Origin of the sequence: Pseudomonas sp. P9_31 (assembly GCF_034008235.1) — a bacterium.
Classification (GTDB): Bacteria; Pseudomonadota; Gammaproteobacteria; order Pseudomonadales; family Pseudomonadaceae; genus Aquipseudomonas.
Genome location: NZ_CP125375.1, coordinates 1,275,142 through 1,290,928, shown reverse-complemented (window position 1 = coordinate 1,290,928; position 15,787 = coordinate 1,275,142). Strand labels below are relative to the sequence as shown.

At 59.7% G+C, this 15,787-nt stretch carries 14 protein-coding genes; 10 read left to right on the top strand and 4 right to left on the bottom strand.

Annotated features, from left to right (window positions below; genetic code table 11):
• The first annotated feature begins 35 nt into the window (after positions 1-35).
• From QMK51_RS05950 to lon, 8 genes are all read left to right on the top strand, one after another.
• Entirely contained in the window at positions 36-2,444 is a 2,409-nt protein-coding gene (locus QMK51_RS05950) for a glucose/quinate/shikimate family membrane-bound PQQ-dependent dehydrogenase (protein ID WP_320393422.1), read from the top strand.
• 192 nt (positions 2,445-2,636) lie between these two features.
• Complete coding sequence (locus tag QMK51_RS05945) at positions 2,637-3,065, top strand: HEAT repeat domain-containing protein (protein ID WP_320393421.1); 429 nt, start codon at positions 2,637-2,639, stop codon at positions 3,063-3,065.
• A complete protein-coding gene (locus QMK51_RS05940) occupies positions 3,065-3,460 on the top strand; it encodes a hypothetical protein (RefSeq protein WP_320393420.1) in 396 nt (131 codons plus the stop codon). Before QMK51_RS05945 ends, QMK51_RS05940 begins: the two co-directional genes overlap by 1 nt.
• Positions 3,461-3,508: 48 nt before the next feature.
• A complete protein-coding gene (locus QMK51_RS05935) occupies positions 3,509-3,820 on the top strand; it encodes a hypothetical protein (protein ID WP_320393419.1) in 312 nt (103 codons plus the stop codon).
• A gap of 14 nt (positions 3,821-3,834) precedes the next feature.
• On the top strand, positions 3,835-4,032 hold the full coding sequence (locus QMK51_RS05930) for a hypothetical protein (protein ID WP_320393418.1): 198 nt from the start codon (positions 3,835-3,837) through the stop codon (positions 4,030-4,032).
• Complete coding sequence (locus tag QMK51_RS05925; RefSeq protein ID WP_320393417.1) at positions 4,029-4,355, top strand: hypothetical protein; 327 nt, start codon at positions 4,029-4,031, stop codon at positions 4,353-4,355. Before QMK51_RS05930 ends, QMK51_RS05925 begins: the two co-directional genes overlap by 4 nt.
• Positions 4,356-4,531: 176 nt before the next feature.
• A complete protein-coding gene (locus tag QMK51_RS05920) occupies positions 4,532-4,894 on the top strand; it encodes a DUF6124 family protein (RefSeq protein ID WP_320393416.1) in 363 nt (120 codons plus the stop codon).
• Between the two features lie 242 nt (positions 4,895-5,136).
• On the top strand, positions 5,137-7,554 hold the full coding sequence (gene lon, locus QMK51_RS05915) for an endopeptidase La (protein WP_258699260.1): 2,418 nt from the start codon (positions 5,137-5,139) through the stop codon (positions 7,552-7,554).
• 134 nt (positions 7,555-7,688) lie between these two features.
• Here lon and QMK51_RS05910 read toward each other — a convergent pair whose 3' ends face one another.
• The 3 genes from QMK51_RS05910 to QMK51_RS05900 all read right to left on the bottom strand — a co-directional run bounded on the left by QMK51_RS05910 (position 7,689) and on the right by QMK51_RS05900 (position 13,430).
• A complete protein-coding gene (locus tag QMK51_RS05910; RefSeq protein WP_320394483.1) occupies positions 7,689-9,029 on the bottom strand; it encodes a Fic family protein in 1,341 nt (446 codons plus the stop codon).
• 222 nt (positions 9,030-9,251) lie between these two features.
• Complete coding sequence (locus QMK51_RS05905) at positions 9,252-12,323, bottom strand: efflux RND transporter permease subunit (protein WP_320393415.1); 3,072 nt, start codon at positions 12,321-12,323, stop codon at positions 9,252-9,254.
• Between the two features lie 6 nt (positions 12,324-12,329).
• Entirely contained in the window at positions 12,330-13,430 is a 1,101-nt protein-coding gene (locus tag QMK51_RS05900) for an efflux RND transporter periplasmic adaptor subunit (protein ID WP_320393414.1), read from the bottom strand.
• Between the two features lie 93 nt (positions 13,431-13,523).
• Between QMK51_RS05900 and QMK51_RS05895 the strand changes: the two genes are divergently transcribed.
• Positions 13,524-14,168, top strand: a complete 645-nt coding sequence (locus tag QMK51_RS05895) for a TetR/AcrR family transcriptional regulator (protein ID WP_320393413.1) — start codon at positions 13,524-13,526, stop codon at positions 14,166-14,168.
• A gap of 120 nt (positions 14,169-14,288) precedes the next feature.
• Here the strand turns inward: QMK51_RS05895 and QMK51_RS05890 are convergent, their stop codons facing one another.
• Entirely contained in the window at positions 14,289-15,071 is a 783-nt protein-coding gene (locus tag QMK51_RS05890; protein WP_413817511.1) for a class I SAM-dependent methyltransferase, read from the bottom strand.
• Positions 15,072-15,164: 93 nt separating this feature from the next.
• Here QMK51_RS05890 and QMK51_RS05885 point away from each other — a divergent pair, with 93 nt between their 5' ends.
• Positions 15,165-15,785, top strand: a complete 621-nt coding sequence (locus tag QMK51_RS05885) for an energy transducer TonB (RefSeq protein ID WP_320393412.1) — start codon at positions 15,165-15,167, stop codon at positions 15,783-15,785.
• The last annotated feature ends 2 nt before the right edge of the window (positions 15,786-15,787 follow it).

Below are 15,787 nucleotides of genomic sequence, written 5' to 3'. Positions count from 1 at the left end.
GCGGGACTACTTAAAACGTCACGGAGAACCACACTATGAGCACTGATGGTGCTTTGAGTCGAAGCCGTCTATTGCCGAGCCTGCTCGGTATCGTGCTTCTGCTAATGGGCCTGGCCTTGCTGGCCGGGGGGATCAAGCTGAGCATGCTTGGCGGCTCACTGTATTACCTGCTGGCCGGTATCGGCCTGATGCTGACCGGGGGGCTGCTGCTGGCCGACCGTTTTGCGGCATTGAGCCTGTACGCGGTGGTGCTGTTCGCCAGTACGGTCTGGGCACTGTGGGAAGTCGGTCTGGACTGGTGGCAACTGGTGCCACGTCTGGCGCTGTTCTTTACCCTCGGTATCGTCATGCTGCTGCCATGGTTTCGTCGCCCGTTGCGTACCGGCGAGTTCAACCCGGTCGGCACTGGCGTGCTGAGCGCTGCCGTGGTCATCGCCGGTATCGCCGCGCTGGCCAGCCTGTTCACCAACCCCGGTGAAATCAAAGGCCAACTGGATCGTGACGCCGTGCCAGGCATGACCAACACCGCCCCGGCCATGCCGGACGGTGACTGGAACTCCTACGGCCGCAGCGCCCATGGCGATCGTTACTCGCCACTGGCACAGATCACGCCGCAGAACGTCAACAAACTGGTTCCTGCCTGGACCTACCGCACCGGCGACCTGCCGGGCCCGAACGACCCGGGCGAAACCACCGCGGAAAACACCCCGCTCAAAGCCAACGGCATGCTGTATGTCTGCACGCCGCACAGCCAGGTGATCGCGCTGGACCCGGACACCGGCAAGGAAATCTGGCGTTTCGATCCGAAGCTCTCCACGCAGAAGGCGGCGAACTTCAAGGGTTGGGCGCACATGACCTGCCGTGGCGTGACCTATCACGATGATGCCGCCTACGCGTCCGAGCAGAGCCCGACCGGCACCGCCAACGCGCCAGTGACCAGCGTCTGCCCGCGCCGGATCTTCCTGCCGACCGCCGACACCCGCCTGATCGCCCTGAACGCCGACACCGGCAAGATGTGCGAAGACTTCGGTAACGGTGGCCAGGTCGACCTGACGGCCAACATCGGCGGCTTCACCCCAGGTGGTTACTACTCCACGTCGCCACCGGCGGTCACCAAAGACCTGGTGGTGATTGGCGGCCACGTCACCGACAACGTTTCCACCGACGAGCCAAGCGGCGTGATCCGCGCGTTCGACGTGCACACCGGCAAGCTGGTGTGGAACTGGGACAGCGGCAACCCGGACGACACCACGCCGATTGCCGAAGGCAAGGTCTACACCCGCAACTCGCCGAACATGTGGTCCATGTTCGCCGTCGATGAAAAGCTCGGCATGCTCTACCTGCCGATGGGCAACCAGACCCCGGATCAGTTCGGTGGCGCGCGCACCCCTGAATCGGAACTGCACGCCGCCGGCCTGACCGCGCTGGACATCGCCACCGGCAAGGTGCGCTGGCACTTCCAGTTCACGCACCACGACCTGTGGGACATGGACGTCGGTGGCCAGCCAACCCTGATGGACCTGAAAACCGCAGACGGTGTGAAACCGGCGGTGCTCGCGTCCACCAAGCAAGGCAGCATCTATGTGCTGGACCGCAGCAACGGCAAGGCCATCGTGCCAATCAACGAAGTGCCGGTGCCACAAGGCGCTGTCGAAGGTGATCACACCTCGCCGACCCAACCGAAATCCGACCTGAACCTGATGCCGCCGCCGCTGAAAGAGCGCGACATGTGGGGCGTCACCCCGTTCGACCAACTGATCTGCCGGATCAACTTCAAATCCCTGCGCTACGACGGCCCGTTCACGCCGCCATCGCTGCAAGGTTCGATCGTTTATCCAGGCAACTTCGGTGTGTTCGACTGGGGTGGTATCTCGGTTGACCCGGTGCGTCAGATTGCTTTCATGAACCCGGACTACATGGCGTTCAAATCGAAACTGATCCCCGCCGCCGAAATCGCAGCCCAAGGCCCGCGTAAAAGCGAAACCGAAGGCGTGCAGCCGAACAAAGGCGCGCCATACGGCGTCATCCTCGAACCCCTGCTCTCGCCAATGGGCCTGCCGTGCCAGGCACCGGCCTGGGGTTACGTGACAGCGGTCGACCTGACCACCAGCAAAATCATCTGGAAACACAAAAACGGCACCGTGCGCGACAGCTCGCCGGTTCCGATCCCTCTAAGCATGGGCGTTCCAAGCCTGGGCGGCACCTTCACCACCGCCGGTGGCGTGGCCTTCCTGAGCGGCACTCTCGACCAGTACCTGCGCGCCTACGACGTGAAAAACGGCAAGCAGCTGTGGGAAGGCCGCCTGCCAGCCGGCGCGCAAACCACGCCGATGACCTACACCGGTAAAGACGGCAAGCAATACGTGCTCGTCGTTGCGGGTGGTCACGGATCGCTGGGCACCAAGCAGGGTGACTATGTGATTGCGTACAAACTGTCCGAGTAAGTTTTATCGGCGGTTAAAAAACAGGGCGGTTACCTTCGGGGAGCCGCCCTTTTTTGTACCTGCGAATCCGCTGATGCCTGAACGGCCAAGGATGGGAAGCCTCGGCTAAATGAGGCAAGATCGGCCATTGCGAGCCAGCTACGGCACTGAACAGCGCTTGCTGACGCGAGCCGTCGCCTCAGGAGAAACATTTTGCACAGGGATCAATGTGATGAGCTTTGGCAAAAACTGGAACACTGGATTGGCGACTCTGAAGCCGCCAACTGGACCGAATACACCACCGAAATGGTGGCTAAATGTGTGCTTATTGACTTCACCGCCACACAATGGGCACTGCTCGACCAGACTTTACTGAGTAAACCGGAGTACTGGCAGCAGCGCTGCACAGTCTCACTGGGAGAAGACCGCTCGGTACCGGCAATCGCCTTGTTGAAACGCCTGCTGCTGGAGTCGGCTTACCTCGACGTCCGCATTCAGGCCATCTACGAACTCGACTGGTGCGAAACCCCCATCGAAAAAAATTACGCGCCTTACATTCAGGCAGTCATCCAGTGTCTTCCGGTTGAAGAGATTGAGCCCGAACTGAAAAGCTTGCTCACCAAAGCCGAGAACGCCACGTAATGAAAAACCTGACCACCATCCAGGTGCCTTCTATCGCGCAACTGAACGAGTCACAAAACGGTACCCTGCATTGGTGCCTGACCGATTTTCAGATGTGCCGCCCCTTCGACACGTCCAGCTTTCTCCCGATATTGCTCGATTGCCTGCTGATACCGACTAGTGTCGGCATTGAGATGTCCGGAATCACCATTGACGTCGACCTCGACCCGGCCAACATTGCCGACCACTTGATCGGCGTGCCCGGCATCACCTTCGAATTCATGGACGCGTTCGTCACCCTGCCCACCCCGGAAGCCATCCGCTACATCTGCACCTGGTGCGACCGCCACGCCGAGCATGATCGGGACAACGTCCTCTTGAAATGCCAAGCGCTCAAGGCCAGGTTCGAGGCATGAAATGGTTTGCCCATGGCCTTACCATCCTCCTCACACAGGAACCGCCAGTTGTTTGACCTGAGCCTGCTCACCGGCAAAATCATCTTCGACGACCTGTCGCCCCTGACCGACCAGCCTCTGGCTGGCCAGATCGATGCGCTCAAGGAAGACCTGTTGCAGGTCGAGTACGGCAAGCAACTGCTGCTGGATGTCGGTTGGTATCCCGAGTTCGATGAGGACGGTGCCTTTCGAGTGATGGTCATCAAAGATCACCACTGGGACTACCCACAGTGGACGGGCCAGGCGCAGACCCTGGCAGAACTGACCACACGCCTGACCGAAGCGCAACGCGAGCTGCACGCACGGCTCGACCTGCCTTGACCGAGAAGACCTCCATGAACGGCCCACTCAAGTACCGGCTACAACCATTGCGCATCCCCAGCGGTTGGCGCATCGAGGTCACCAACCTGTTTGAACTGGAGCTGACGCCAAATTCAGGCGACGGGTCGGGTGCATTCAGGACGGCCGACAAGCTGCAATTGATCACGACAATCGAATGGTTTGTCCTGCAACCCCAGGCTGTTCGGCGATGAAGCAAATTGTCGTCCCGCTGAGCCCGGCGGCCCTGCATCGACTGGACCTTGATCAAAGCCAACCGGGTGAAGTGGAAACGTGGACGTTGAGCCCCGAGCACTACCAGCAATTGTGGGACTCAGGGTTGATCCAGCGCGTCAACAGCGTTCTGGGCAGCTTGGTCGATGACTATGAAGACGCCAGCATCCAGGGTGCCACTGCGCTTGAAATCGTTCAGGAGCTGCTTGAGCAAGCGACACTGCCAGCGGACCTCAAGGCACGGTTCAAACAGCTGACTGCGCTAGCCCGAAGTAAAGGTACCGGCCTGTTTTTCTACTTTTGATCCGGACCGTTTGTCCTACAGACGCTCTGATTTCTAAGGATATTTCCGACAAGTTCTGGCGGTTGTCGGTCGGAAGTGAGGTGGATAGGCTTTGGGGGTCGCTGCAAATCAGCGACCGGGCGTCGCGGCCTGAATTTTTACTTGGTGCTTTTCCATTCCCTATTTGGAGCATCGCCATGTTTACACCAGAAACCGAAAACGTTTTGCCCCACGAATCCAACGATTCAAAAAAATTTAACGACACCGCCAACCGCACGCTCGATCACTACCTCAACCCATCCGCCCTCAAATCCCCCGTGGCCCGCAAGCCGAGCACGATGTATAGGGTTGCGCCGGATATCAAAGACGAAGACCTGTTGGCCCACACCTGTGAATCATTGGCCCAGGCCAGTGTGATGGCGAGTGATTTTGCGGGGTATCTGGAAGGGCCGCACCGGCACACGGCGATGGCGATTCAACAGATCGTCATGCTGGCAGAACTGGCGGTGAACCGGATGCTGGATAACGTGGACGTACCAAAACCTGCGCCACAGAGCTAATCCATTGTGGGAGCGAGCCTGCTCGCGATAGAGGTGTGTCAGTCGACATCAATGCTGGATGACCAATCGTCATCGCGAGCAGGCTCGCTCCCACAGTTTTGGACGGTGTACATCTGCAATAGACAGGTCATACGTTCATGACCTGTCAAAACCCTGAACACACACGCTGAAATACCCAGGCCCATTGAAACCACCCCCCACCTGCCCCATCTAAGACCCATACCCTATTGCGCAGGTGCCCCATGACCGACCAGCAAGAATTCCCTGAAGACGCGAGCGAATACACCGAAACAGACAACGCCGAACACCACGTCACCGGCAAAGGCCTCGCCCTGCCTGGCCAGAACCTGCCGGACAAGGTCTACATCATCCCGATCCACAACCGGCCCTTCTTCCCGGCGCAAGTACTGCCGGTGATCGTCAACGAAGAGCCGTGGGCCGAAACCCTCGAACTGGTGAGTCAATCCGACCACCACTCCCTGGCCCTGTTCTTCATGGACACGCCCCCGGAAGATCCTCGCCACTTCGACACCAAAGCCCTGCCGGAATACGGCACCCTGGTCAAAGTGCACCACGCCAGTCGCGAAAACGGCAAACTGCAATTCGTCGCCCAGGGCCTGACCCGGGTGCGCATCAAAGCCTGGCTCAAACACCATCGCCCACCGTACCTGGTGGAAGTCGAATACCCGCACCAGCCCACCGAGCCGACCGACGAGGTCAAGGCCTACGGTATGGCGCTGATCAACGCGATCAAGGAGCTGCTGCCGCTCAACCCGCTGTACAGCGAGGAGCTTAAAAACTACCTCAACCGCTTCAGCCCCAACGATCCGTCGCCGCTGACCGACTTCGCCGCCGCGCTGACCTCCGCCACTGGCAGCGAACTGCAAGAAGTACTCGACTGCGTGCCGATGCTCAAGCGCATGGAAAAAGTCCTGCCGATGCTGCGCAAGGAAGTCGAAGTCGCGCGCTTGCAGAAAGAGATTTCCGCCGAAGTTAACCGCAAGATCGGCGAGCATCAGCGCGAGTTCTTCCTCAAGGAACAGCTCAAGGTCATCCAGCAAGAGCTGGGCCTGACAAAGGACGACCGCAGTGCCGATATCGAGCAGTTCGAGCAACGTCTGACGGGCAAGGTGCTACCGTCCCAGGCGCAGAAACGCATCACCGAGGAAATGAACAAGCTGTCGGTCCTCGAGACCGGTTCGCCGGAATACGCAGTGACCCGCAACTACCTCGACTGGGCGACCTCGGTGCCGTGGGGCGTGTACGGCGAGGACAAACTCGACCTCAAACACGCACGCAAGGTGCTGGACAAACACCACGCCGGCCTCGATGACATCAAGGACCGCATCCTCGAATTCCTCGCAGTCGGTGCCTATAAAGGCGAGATCAGCGGCTCCATCGTGTTGCTGGTAGGCCCACCGGGCGTGGGCAAGACCAGTGTCGGCAAATCCATCGCCGAAACCCTGGGCCGGCCGTTCTATCGCTTCAGCGTCGGCGGCATGCGTGACGAAGCCGAGATCAAGGGCCACCGCCGCACTTACATCGGCGCGCAACCGGGCAAACTCGTCCACGCGTTGAAAGACGTCGAAGTGATGAACCCGGTGATCATGCTCGACGAGATCGACAAAATGGGCCAGAGCTACCAGGGCGACCCCGCCTCGGCGCTGCTGGAAACCCTCGACCCGGAACAGAACGTCGAATTCCTCGACCACTACCTGGATTTGCGCCTGGACCTGTCGAAAGTGCTGTTCGTCTGCACCGCCAACACCCTGGATTCAATACCCGGCCCGTTACTGGACCGGATGGAAGTGATTCGCCTGTCGGGCTACATCACCGAAGAAAAAGTCGCCATCGCCAAGCGTCACCTGTGGCCGAAACAGCTGGAAAAGGCCGGCGTGTCCAAAAGCAGCCTGTCCATCAGTGACAACGCCCTTAAAGCGCTGATCGACGGCTACGCCCGTGAAGCCGGCGTGCGACAGCTGGAAAAAAACCTTGGCAAACTGGTGCGCAAGGCCGTGATGAAGCTCATCGACGAACCGAAAGCGGTGATCAAACTCGGCCCGAAAGACCTGGAAGCCTCACTCGGCCGGCCAGTGTTCCGCAACGAGCAAGTGCTGTCTGGCGTCGGCGTGATCACCGGGCTGGCCTGGACCAGCATGGGCGGCGCCACCCTGCCGATCGAAGCCACGCGCATTCACACCCTCAACCGCGGCTTCAAACTCACCGGGCAACTGGGGGACGTGATGAAAGAGTCGGCGGAAATTGCCTACAGCTACGTCAGCTCCCATCTGAAGCAATTTGGCGGTGATCCGACGTTCTTCGACGAAGCCTTCGTCCACCTCCACGTACCGGAAGGCGCCACGCCGAAAGACGGCCCGAGCGCCGGCGTGACCATGGCCAGCGCCCTGCTCTCGCTCGCCCGCAACCAGCCGCCGAAAAAAGGCGTGGCCATGACCGGTGAGCTGACGCTGACCGGGCATGTACTGCCGATTGGCGGCGTGCGTGAGAAAGTCATCGCGGCGCGTCGGCAGAAGATCAATGAACTGATTTTGCCGGAGCCCAATCGCGGTAATTTCGAAGAGCTGCCGGAATACTTGAAGGAAGGGATTACCGTGCACTTTGCCAAGCGCTTTGCGGATGTAGCGAAGATATTGTTCTGACCCGTAACCTGATTGTTCCCACGCTCTGGGAACAATCAGACTCAACCAAAAAGCCCGCTGACCTTTAAAGGTTCAGCGGGCTTTTCATTTGCGTCACGGACTGAGGATGGCAGCCATCGCTGGCAAGCCAGCGCCTACGGTGCTCCGCGCAAAAAGAACACCCATTCCCTGCCCATCTTCCTCTTCTCGAATACGTTCAACTCAACCAACCCATTCAAGGTCGCTGACGCAGTGTTGTAAGAGCAGGCCAGATTCTCCTTCACATTGACCGCCGTAAATTCCTTGGCCATTCCACTCTTGGCCACTTGGTATACAGCTCGCTGTCTCTCGGTCAATTGGTCGAAAAAACCGGATGCCAACAACCATCGATCAAAGTTCTCGGCATAAGCCAGACTTTTCCGATAAGCCTCAGTAAAACCACGGACAGCACGCAGAATCACCGAACACTGGAAATCGATGAAATAAGTCAGGTCCAGCTCATCAGCTTCCGTATTCAGATACGAGCGGCCATATTTCACCGGAGCATTGCGCAGCAAAATGCTGATCGCTATATAGCGAAAGGCCGAGAAGTCATTCTTGAACATGAACCAGTAAAACAGCGCCCGCGCGACCCGGCCGTTGCCGTCGCGAAAAGGATGCTCATAGCCCAACGCAAAATGCAGGGCGATGCCTTTTATCAACGGATGAAGATAATCCACTTGATAGGGGTCGTTGTGGGATTGATTGATCCAATTCGACAGCACCTGCAGTCGTGACACCAGCCCCGCTGCGGGCGGCGGTGTATGCACGGCATTGCCCTCGCCATCCTGCACCACCACATCATCGTTGGCCCTGAAAGCCCCAGGTGAATATTGAGTGTCGTCGATGCCCTCGACGCCGACACGATGCATTGCCGCAATCAGCTCGACGCTCAAGGGTTCATAACGCTTTTCCCAGGCGAAGTTCATCATTTTGTAGTTGCCGATGACCATCCGCTCATCCGGCGTACGCGGCAGCCGCTTGCGCTTGAGCATATCTTTTGCCACTCGGGTAGTGGTCGCAGCACCTTCGAGTTGGCTGCTGCTGATTGCTTCATCTTCAATCAGATCGTTGAGCAGGTAGCTGAAATGCGCATGCTCGCCGATCTGGCTGGTCATGTGTTCCAGCGCTGCCGTTGTCGCTTGCCGATCGACGGCAGAAATAGCTTTCTGCGCCAGCGGCGTGAGCACGAAGCGGCCCCATTGGACAGGCTCGCCCAATGGCAGAAGGGTTGAGTACTGGGCGGTCCGGGCTTTTTTAACCAAGGCCCAGCACAGATTCGAGTCCAGCCCCGGCGCCCAGCGGTAGCGCAAGTCATCGAATGGAAGGTAACGCCCCTGATCGTCCAGAGGCTTGAGCAGTGCGAGGTAGTCCGAGAGGCGCTCCTTATTGGGCGATTGTCCCAACCGATCGAACACCGGATCGGATCTGCCCTTCAGCATGGGCGGCTTTTTCATCATTGCTGTCTCAAAAACTCACGAAACCGAGTCTTGAGTACAGCACCGCCCTTGCTCTGACTCAATATCAGACGGATCTGATATACATGTAGGAGCTGTGCCGCAGGCTGCGATCTTCTGATCTTGATCCTCATATGGATTTCAAGATCAAAAGATCGCAGCCTTCGGCAGCTCCTACAAGGGAATGCGGTGAGCCAAACCACGAGGTCGAGGCCGCCAAGATCAAACGGACTCTTTCTTGACCCTGAACCACGCCGCATACAACGCCGGCAAGAACAGCAACGTCAGCGCCGTCGCCACAATCAGCCCACCCATGATCGCCACCGCCATCGGCCCGAAGAACACGCTGCGTGACAGCGGGATCATCGCCAGCACGGCAGCGAGCGCGGTCAGCACAATCGGCCGGAACCGCCGCACCGTCGCCTCGATGATCGCCTGCCACGGTTTCAGCCCAGCGGCGATGTCCTGCTCGATCTGATCCACCAGAATCACCGAGTTACGCATGATCATCCCGGACAAGGCGATGGTCCCGAGCATGGCCACAAAACCGAACGGCTGACGGAACACCATGAGGAACAGGGTCACGCCGATCAATCCCAGCGGCGCGGTCAGAAAAACCATGACGGTGCGTGAGAAACTGCGCAGTTGCAGCATCAGCAACGTCAGCACCACCACGATGAACAGCGGCACGCCGGCCTTCACCGAGTTCTGCCCACGGGCCGAGTCCTCCAACGTACCGCCGACCTCCAGCAGATAGCCGTCCGGCAGTTCGGCGCGAATCGGATCGAGGGTAGGCATGATTTGCTGCACCAGCGTCGCCGGCTGTTCCTTGCCATAGATGTCGGCGCGAACCGTCACGTTGGGCAGGCGATTACGGTGCCAGATGATGCCTTCTTCGAAGCCATATTCCAGCGTGGCAATCTGCGACAGCGCCACGCTGCGACCATTGTCGGTCGGCACGGCCAGGCTTGGCAGCAATGCCAGTTCGGTGCGCTCATGCACCGTGCCGCGCAGCAGGATCTCGATCAATTCGTTATCTTCGCGGTACTGGCTGACGCTGGCACCGGTCAGCGAGCTTTGCAGGAAACCCGAGAGGTTCGCCGTGCTCACACCCAGCGCTCGCGCGCGGTCCTGATCGACATTCAGGTAAACGACTTTGCTCGGCTCTTCCCAGTCCAGATGCACGTTGGCCACGTGTGGGTTCTCGCGAACCTTGGCCGCCACTTTACGGGCCAATGCGCGGACTTCCTCGATGTGCTCACCGGTCACCCGGAACTGCACCGGATAGCCCACCGGGGGACCGTTCTCCAGCCTCGTGACACGTGAACGCAGCGCCGGGAACTGTTCGTTGAGGGTTTCGATCAGCCAGGTGCGCAGGGTTTCGCGGTCTTCGATGGTCTTGGCCAGGACGACAAACTGGGCGAAGCTCGCTGCCGGAAGTTGCTGATCCAGCGGCAGGTAGAAACGCGGCGAACCGGTGCCGACATAAGCCACATAGTTGTCGATCCCGGCGTGATCCTTGAGCAGCCCCTCGAGACGTTTGACCTCTTCTGCGGTGTTGCTCAGGGACGCACCTTCGGCCAGTTTCAGGTCGACCATCAGTTCCAGCCGCCCCGAAGCCGGGAAGAACTGCTGCGGCACGAAACGGAACAGCACCACGGACGCGACGAACATCACGATGGTCAGGACGATCACCGTTTTGCGCCGGCGCACGCACCACTCCACCAGCCGTCTGACGCGCTGATAGAACGGCGTGCCGTAAGGGTCGGGCTGGCCGTCGCCGGTGCCGTGTTTGGCGGCGTGAATTTTCGCCAGGTCCGGCAGGAGTTTTTCCCCCAGATAAGGCACAAAAACCACGGCGGCAACCCACGACGCCAGCAACGCGATGGTCACCACCTGGAAGATCGAGCGGGTGTATTCGCCAGTGCCCGATTGCGCGGTGGCAATCGGCAGGAAACCGGCGGCGGTGATCAGCGTACCGGTGAGCATCGGGAACGCGGTGCTGGTCCAGGCATAGCTGGCGGCCTTGATCCGGTCGAAACCCTGCTCCATTTTGATCGCCATCATTTCCACGGCGATGATCGCGTCGTCTACCAGCAAGCCCAGCGCCAGCACTAGCGCGCCGAGGGAAATCTTGTGCAGACCTATCCCTAAGTAATACATGCAGGCGAAGGTCATCGCCAACACCAGCGGAATCGCCAGCGCCACGACCATGCCGGTGCGCACGCCGAGGGAGAAGAAGCTCACCAGCAACACAATCGCCAAGGCCTCCACCAGCACTTGAACGAACTCGCCGACACCGGTTTTCACCGCGGCGGGTTGATCGGACACTTTGCGCAGTTGCATGCCGGCCGGGAGGTTTTGCTGGATCCTGGCGAACTCGATTTCCAGCGCCTTGCCCAATACCAGAATATCGCCACCGTCCTTCATGGCCACCGCCAGACCGATGGCGTCTTCGGCCATGAAGCGCATGCGCGGCGCCGGTGGATCGTTGAAACCGCGACGAACGTTCGCTACATCACCGATGCGGAACGTGCGATCAGCGACGCGGATCGGGAAGTTCTTTATCTCGTCGACCGTCTGAAAATTCCCCGAGACCCGTAGCTGCAAACGCTCGCTGGTGGTTTCGAAGAAGCCTGCGGTAGACATCGCATTCTGCTCTTCAAGCGCCTGCTGTACCGCCGCCAACGGCAACCCGAGGGTGGCCAGTTTGACGTTGGACAGCTCGATCCAGATTTTCTCGTCCTGCAGACCGAGCAGGTCGACCTTGCCCACATCCTTGACCCGTTGCAGCTGGATCTGGATGCGGTCGGCGTAATCCTTGAGCACTGCGTAATCAAAGCCTTCGCCGGTCAGGGCGTAGATGTTGCCGAAGGTGGTGCCGAATTCATCGTTGAAAAACGGGCCCTGGATACCCGGCGGCAGGGTCTGACGGATGTCGCTGATCTTCTTGCGGACCTGATACCAGAGGTCCGGGATTTCTACCGAATGCATGGAGTCCCGAGCCATGAATGTGACCTGGGACTCCCCCGGGCGGGAGAACGAGGTGATCCGTTCGTACTCGCCGGTTTCCATCAGTTTCTTTTCAATACGCTCGGTGACCTGGCGCGACACTTCCTCGGCCGTGGCCCCCGGCCAGTTGGTGCGAATCACCATGGCCTTGAAGGTGAACGGCGGGTCTTCGCTTTGGCCAAGTTTGGTGTAGGACAACGCGCCGACGACAGCCAGCAAGAGCATCAGGAACAGTACGATCTGGCGGTTACGCAGCGCCCATTCGGAAAGATTGAAACCCATCGGGGATTACTCCTTGTGCGCCAGATTGACCACGCGGTTGGAGCGATCCACCGGGCGCACTTGCTGCCCGTCGTGAAGCACATGAACACCGGCGGCCACCACCCAGTCGCTGGCGTTCAGGCCTTCGAGCACCGGCACGGTTTTCTCGCCGAATGCACCGACCCGCACCGGGGCTTTTTTCAAGGTGTTGTTGGCACCGACCACCCACACATAAGTGGCACCGTTTTCCGCGGTGACCGCCGACAGCGGCACCGACAACGCCACCACTTCGGCGGTCTGGATGAACACCCGGGCGCTCTGGCCCAGCTCGGCGGGAACCTTGCCGGCGGTAAAAGCGATACGCGCGGCGAAGGTGCGGGATTTGGGATCGGCGGCGGGCGACAGTTCACGAATGCGTCCGCTGAACCGTTGATCGGGTTGGGTCCAGAGCTCCACCGAAACCGGCTGACCGACCTTGAAGCGGCCGAAGCTCTGCTCCGGCAGGCTGATCGACACTTCGCGTTCGCCATCGGTGGCGAGGGTAAACACGGTTTGCCCGGCCGCTACCACTTGCCCGACTTCAACCGCACGCTTGGCCACTACGCCATCCTGCGGCGCACGCAGCACGGCGTAACTGGCCTGGTTGGTCGAGACATTGAATTCGGCTTTGATTTGCTTGAGACGTGCTTCACCGGAACGGTAGAGGTTTTCCGCATTGTCGTACTGCGAACGGCTGACCATCTGCCGCTCCATCAGCGTCTTGTAGCGATCACGCTCGGCACGCACCATGCTCAGATTGGCCTCGGCGGCCGCGACCTGGGCACGGGTGGCTTCCAGTTGCAGACGTACGTCCTGAGGATCGAGCTCCGCCAGGGGTTGATCAGCCTTGACTCGCTGCCCCTCCTCGACCAGTCGTCGGGTGACTTTGCCACCAATGCGAAAGGCCAGATCAGGCTCATAGCGCGCGCGGACTTCACCGGGAAAACTTTCCATGGCCTGCGCCGAAGGCTCTGGCTGCACCACCATGGCCGGACGCACGGTGACTTGAGGCGCCTCTTCATGGCCACACGCCGACAATAAAAAAGCCAGACTGACCGGCAACGCGAGGGGCAAGGCATAGCGCAGCATGGTGAAGGACCTTTCGCTAATGGTGCTTGGAATAATTATACTGACCAGTATGTTATTAATAGCAAACTCACCAGTCCAGTATTAAAGCGAAAAATGTCAGACAATCTTTCAACACCCAGTGGTCCGGGCCGTCCCAAGGATCTGGCCAAGCGCCAGGCAATCCTCGATGCGGCGAAAATCCTGTTTCTGAGCAAGGGTTACGCCAACACCAGCATGGATAACGTGGCGGCCGAGGCCGGCGTGTCGAAACTGACGGTCTACAGCCACTTCAACGACAAGGAGACGCTGTTCTCCGCCGCCGTGGTGGCCAAATGCGAAGAACAACTGCCACCGCTGTTTTTTGAATTGCCGGACGGCATTACGGTGGAAACCGTGCTGCTGAACATCGCTCGCGGTTTTCATCAATTGATCAACAGCGACGAATCGGTGAACCTGCACCGGCTGATGATGACGCTGGGCAGCCAGGACCCGAAGCTCTCGCTGATTTTCTTCGAGGCCGGGCCAGAACGCATGCTGCATGGCATGGAGCGTTTGCTGGCCAAGGTCAATCAGAGCGGCGTGTTGAGCATCGATAAACCGCGTAATGCGGCCGAGCATTTCTTTTGCCTGCTCAAGGGCGCGGGGAATTTCCGGTTGCTGTACGGCTGTGGTGAGCCGGTGACCGGGGATGCTGCCGAAGCCCATGTGCGGGAAGTGGTGGGGTTGTTTATGCGGGCTTATCGGCCGGGGTTAGCCTGATGATCGTTCCCACGCTCTGCGTGGGAATGCAGCCCGGGACGCTCCGCGTCCCTTTCGAAGCGGACGCAGAGCGTCCATTGAGGCATTCCCACGCAGAGCGTGGGAACGATCAGTATCGAATCAGGGCTTGAGCGCTTTCTTCGGATAAATGTCGTAGCGGCTGGACTTGCCATCCAGCGCATGACTCGGCTTCGGCCCGGCAATGCACGGCGCCTTGCGCGGGCGCTTGACCACCACCCGGTGACTGGCCAGGGCCAACGCCGCTTCGAGCAGGGCTGGCGCATCCGGGTCGTCGCCGACCAGCGGCCGGAACAGGCGCATTTCCTTCTTCACCAACGCGGTTTTCTCGCGATGGGGAAACATCGGGTCGAGGTAGATCACCTGCGGCGGCTCACCCTCCCAGTTGCGCATCACCTCGATCGAATTGCCCTTGAGCAAACGCATCCGCGCCACGATCGGCGCCACGTCGAAATCTTCCGCGCCACGCGCCAGGCCATCTTCAAGCAAAGCGCCGATCAGCGGCTGGCGCTCGATCAGGCTCATCTCGCAGCCCAGGCTGGCCAGTACGAACGCGTCCTTGCCCAACCCCGCCGTGGCATCCAGCACCTGCGGGCGCACGCCTTGAGCGACACCAACCGCCTTGGCGATCATCTGGCCGCTGCCGCCGCCGTACAACCGACGATGGGCCGCGCCGCCCTCGACAAAATCTACCCGCACCGGCCCTGGAGCGTCCGGCCCGAGTTGTTGCAGCTGCAACCCCTGCTCACCCACCTGCAAGGCAAACTCGCCGTCCTCCACCTGCAACGGCAATCCCAGGCGCTCGGCCCATTGCTCGGCCTGTGGCTGGAAAGTCGTGCCCAAGGCCTCGACATGGATACGGCAAGCCGCAGGTTGCTCAATCATGGGAAAACACGCTCAAAAAATTAATGATCGGCAAAAACGGCCGATAACCAAACTATCGAGCATTTTGCCAGAGCTGAGCGTCGACCGAGAGAAATGTCAGACATTCAACGCACATCGATAGGCTACATCTCGCCCCACGGCGATTTTGGCCTGCGAAATTCCCAAGCACTGAGCGGCGTCAGTCACCTGTGGCAGGATTTTTTTGCCCAGGCCCTGGCCGATCAGTCGGGCGATGTCGTGCCGGAGTCTCTCAACTTTCCGCCAGTCGATCTCGACAGCCCGGTCGAACCGACCGTCGGCAGCGAGCTGCTGGCACACATCGTCTCTCAGCGTGAATGCAACGTCACAGAAACCCCGGCCCGCCCGCCAGAGCCACTGTTCCTGCCGATTGCCGAGTTCGAAATGGATTTGGCCGACAAGCCATTCCCGCCGTTTCCAGCGGAAGAAATCGTCGCGCAACAGAAACAACAGGACTTTGAAAGCGGCTGGGTTCGCCCGATCGTGCTCACCGCCGGTCAGCCGCTGCCCGAGCCTGGCGCTGCACCGCAACCGCGTCCACTGCACTTGCCGATCGCCGAGTTCGAACTCCATCTGCTGGACAAGCCGTTCCCGCCGTTCTCACCGGAAGAATTGGTGGAACAACAGAAACAACTCGATTTCGATAACGGCTGGGCACGCCCGATCGTACTGCAGAACCTGCGCATCGCCGCATAACC

Bases quoted from the DNA above. Each gene is read 5' to 3' on its own strand.
- QMK51_RS05905 (WP_320393415.1), bottom strand. From the start codon at position 12,323: ATGGGTTTCAATCTTTCCGAATGGGCGCTGCGTAACCGCCAGATCGTA.
- QMK51_RS05950 (WP_320393422.1), top strand. From the start codon at position 36: ATGAGCACTGATGGTGCTTTGAGTCGAAGCCGTCTATTGCCGAGCCTG.
- QMK51_RS05925 (WP_320393417.1), top strand. From the start codon at position 4,029: ATGAAGCAAATTGTCGTCCCGCTGAGCCCGGCGGCCCTGCATCGACTG.
- lon (WP_258699260.1), top strand. From the start codon at position 5,137: ATGACCGACCAGCAAGAATTCCCTGAAGACGCGAGCGAATACACCGAA.
- QMK51_RS05920 (WP_320393416.1), top strand. From the start codon at position 4,532: ATGTTTACACCAGAAACCGAAAACGTTTTGCCCCACGAATCCAACGAT.
- QMK51_RS05890 (WP_413817511.1), bottom strand. From the start codon at position 15,071: ATGATTGAGCAACCTGCGGCTTGCCGTATCCATGTCGAGGCCTTGGGC.
- QMK51_RS05885 (WP_320393412.1), top strand. From the start codon at position 15,165: ATGTCAGACATTCAACGCACATCGATAGGCTACATCTCGCCCCACGGC.
- QMK51_RS05900 (WP_320393414.1), bottom strand. From the start codon at position 13,430: ATGCTGCGCTATGCCTTGCCCCTCGCGTTGCCGGTCAGTCTGGCTTTT.
- QMK51_RS05930 (WP_320393418.1), top strand. From the start codon at position 3,835: ATGAACGGCCCACTCAAGTACCGGCTACAACCATTGCGCATCCCCAGC.
- QMK51_RS05940 (WP_320393420.1), top strand. From the start codon at position 3,065: ATGAAAAACCTGACCACCATCCAGGTGCCTTCTATCGCGCAACTGAAC.
- QMK51_RS05910 (WP_320394483.1), bottom strand. From the start codon at position 9,029: ATGAAAAAGCCGCCCATGCTGAAGGGCAGATCCGATCCGGTGTTCGAT.
- QMK51_RS05895 (WP_320393413.1), top strand. From the start codon at position 13,524: ATGTCAGACAATCTTTCAACACCCAGTGGTCCGGGCCGTCCCAAGGAT.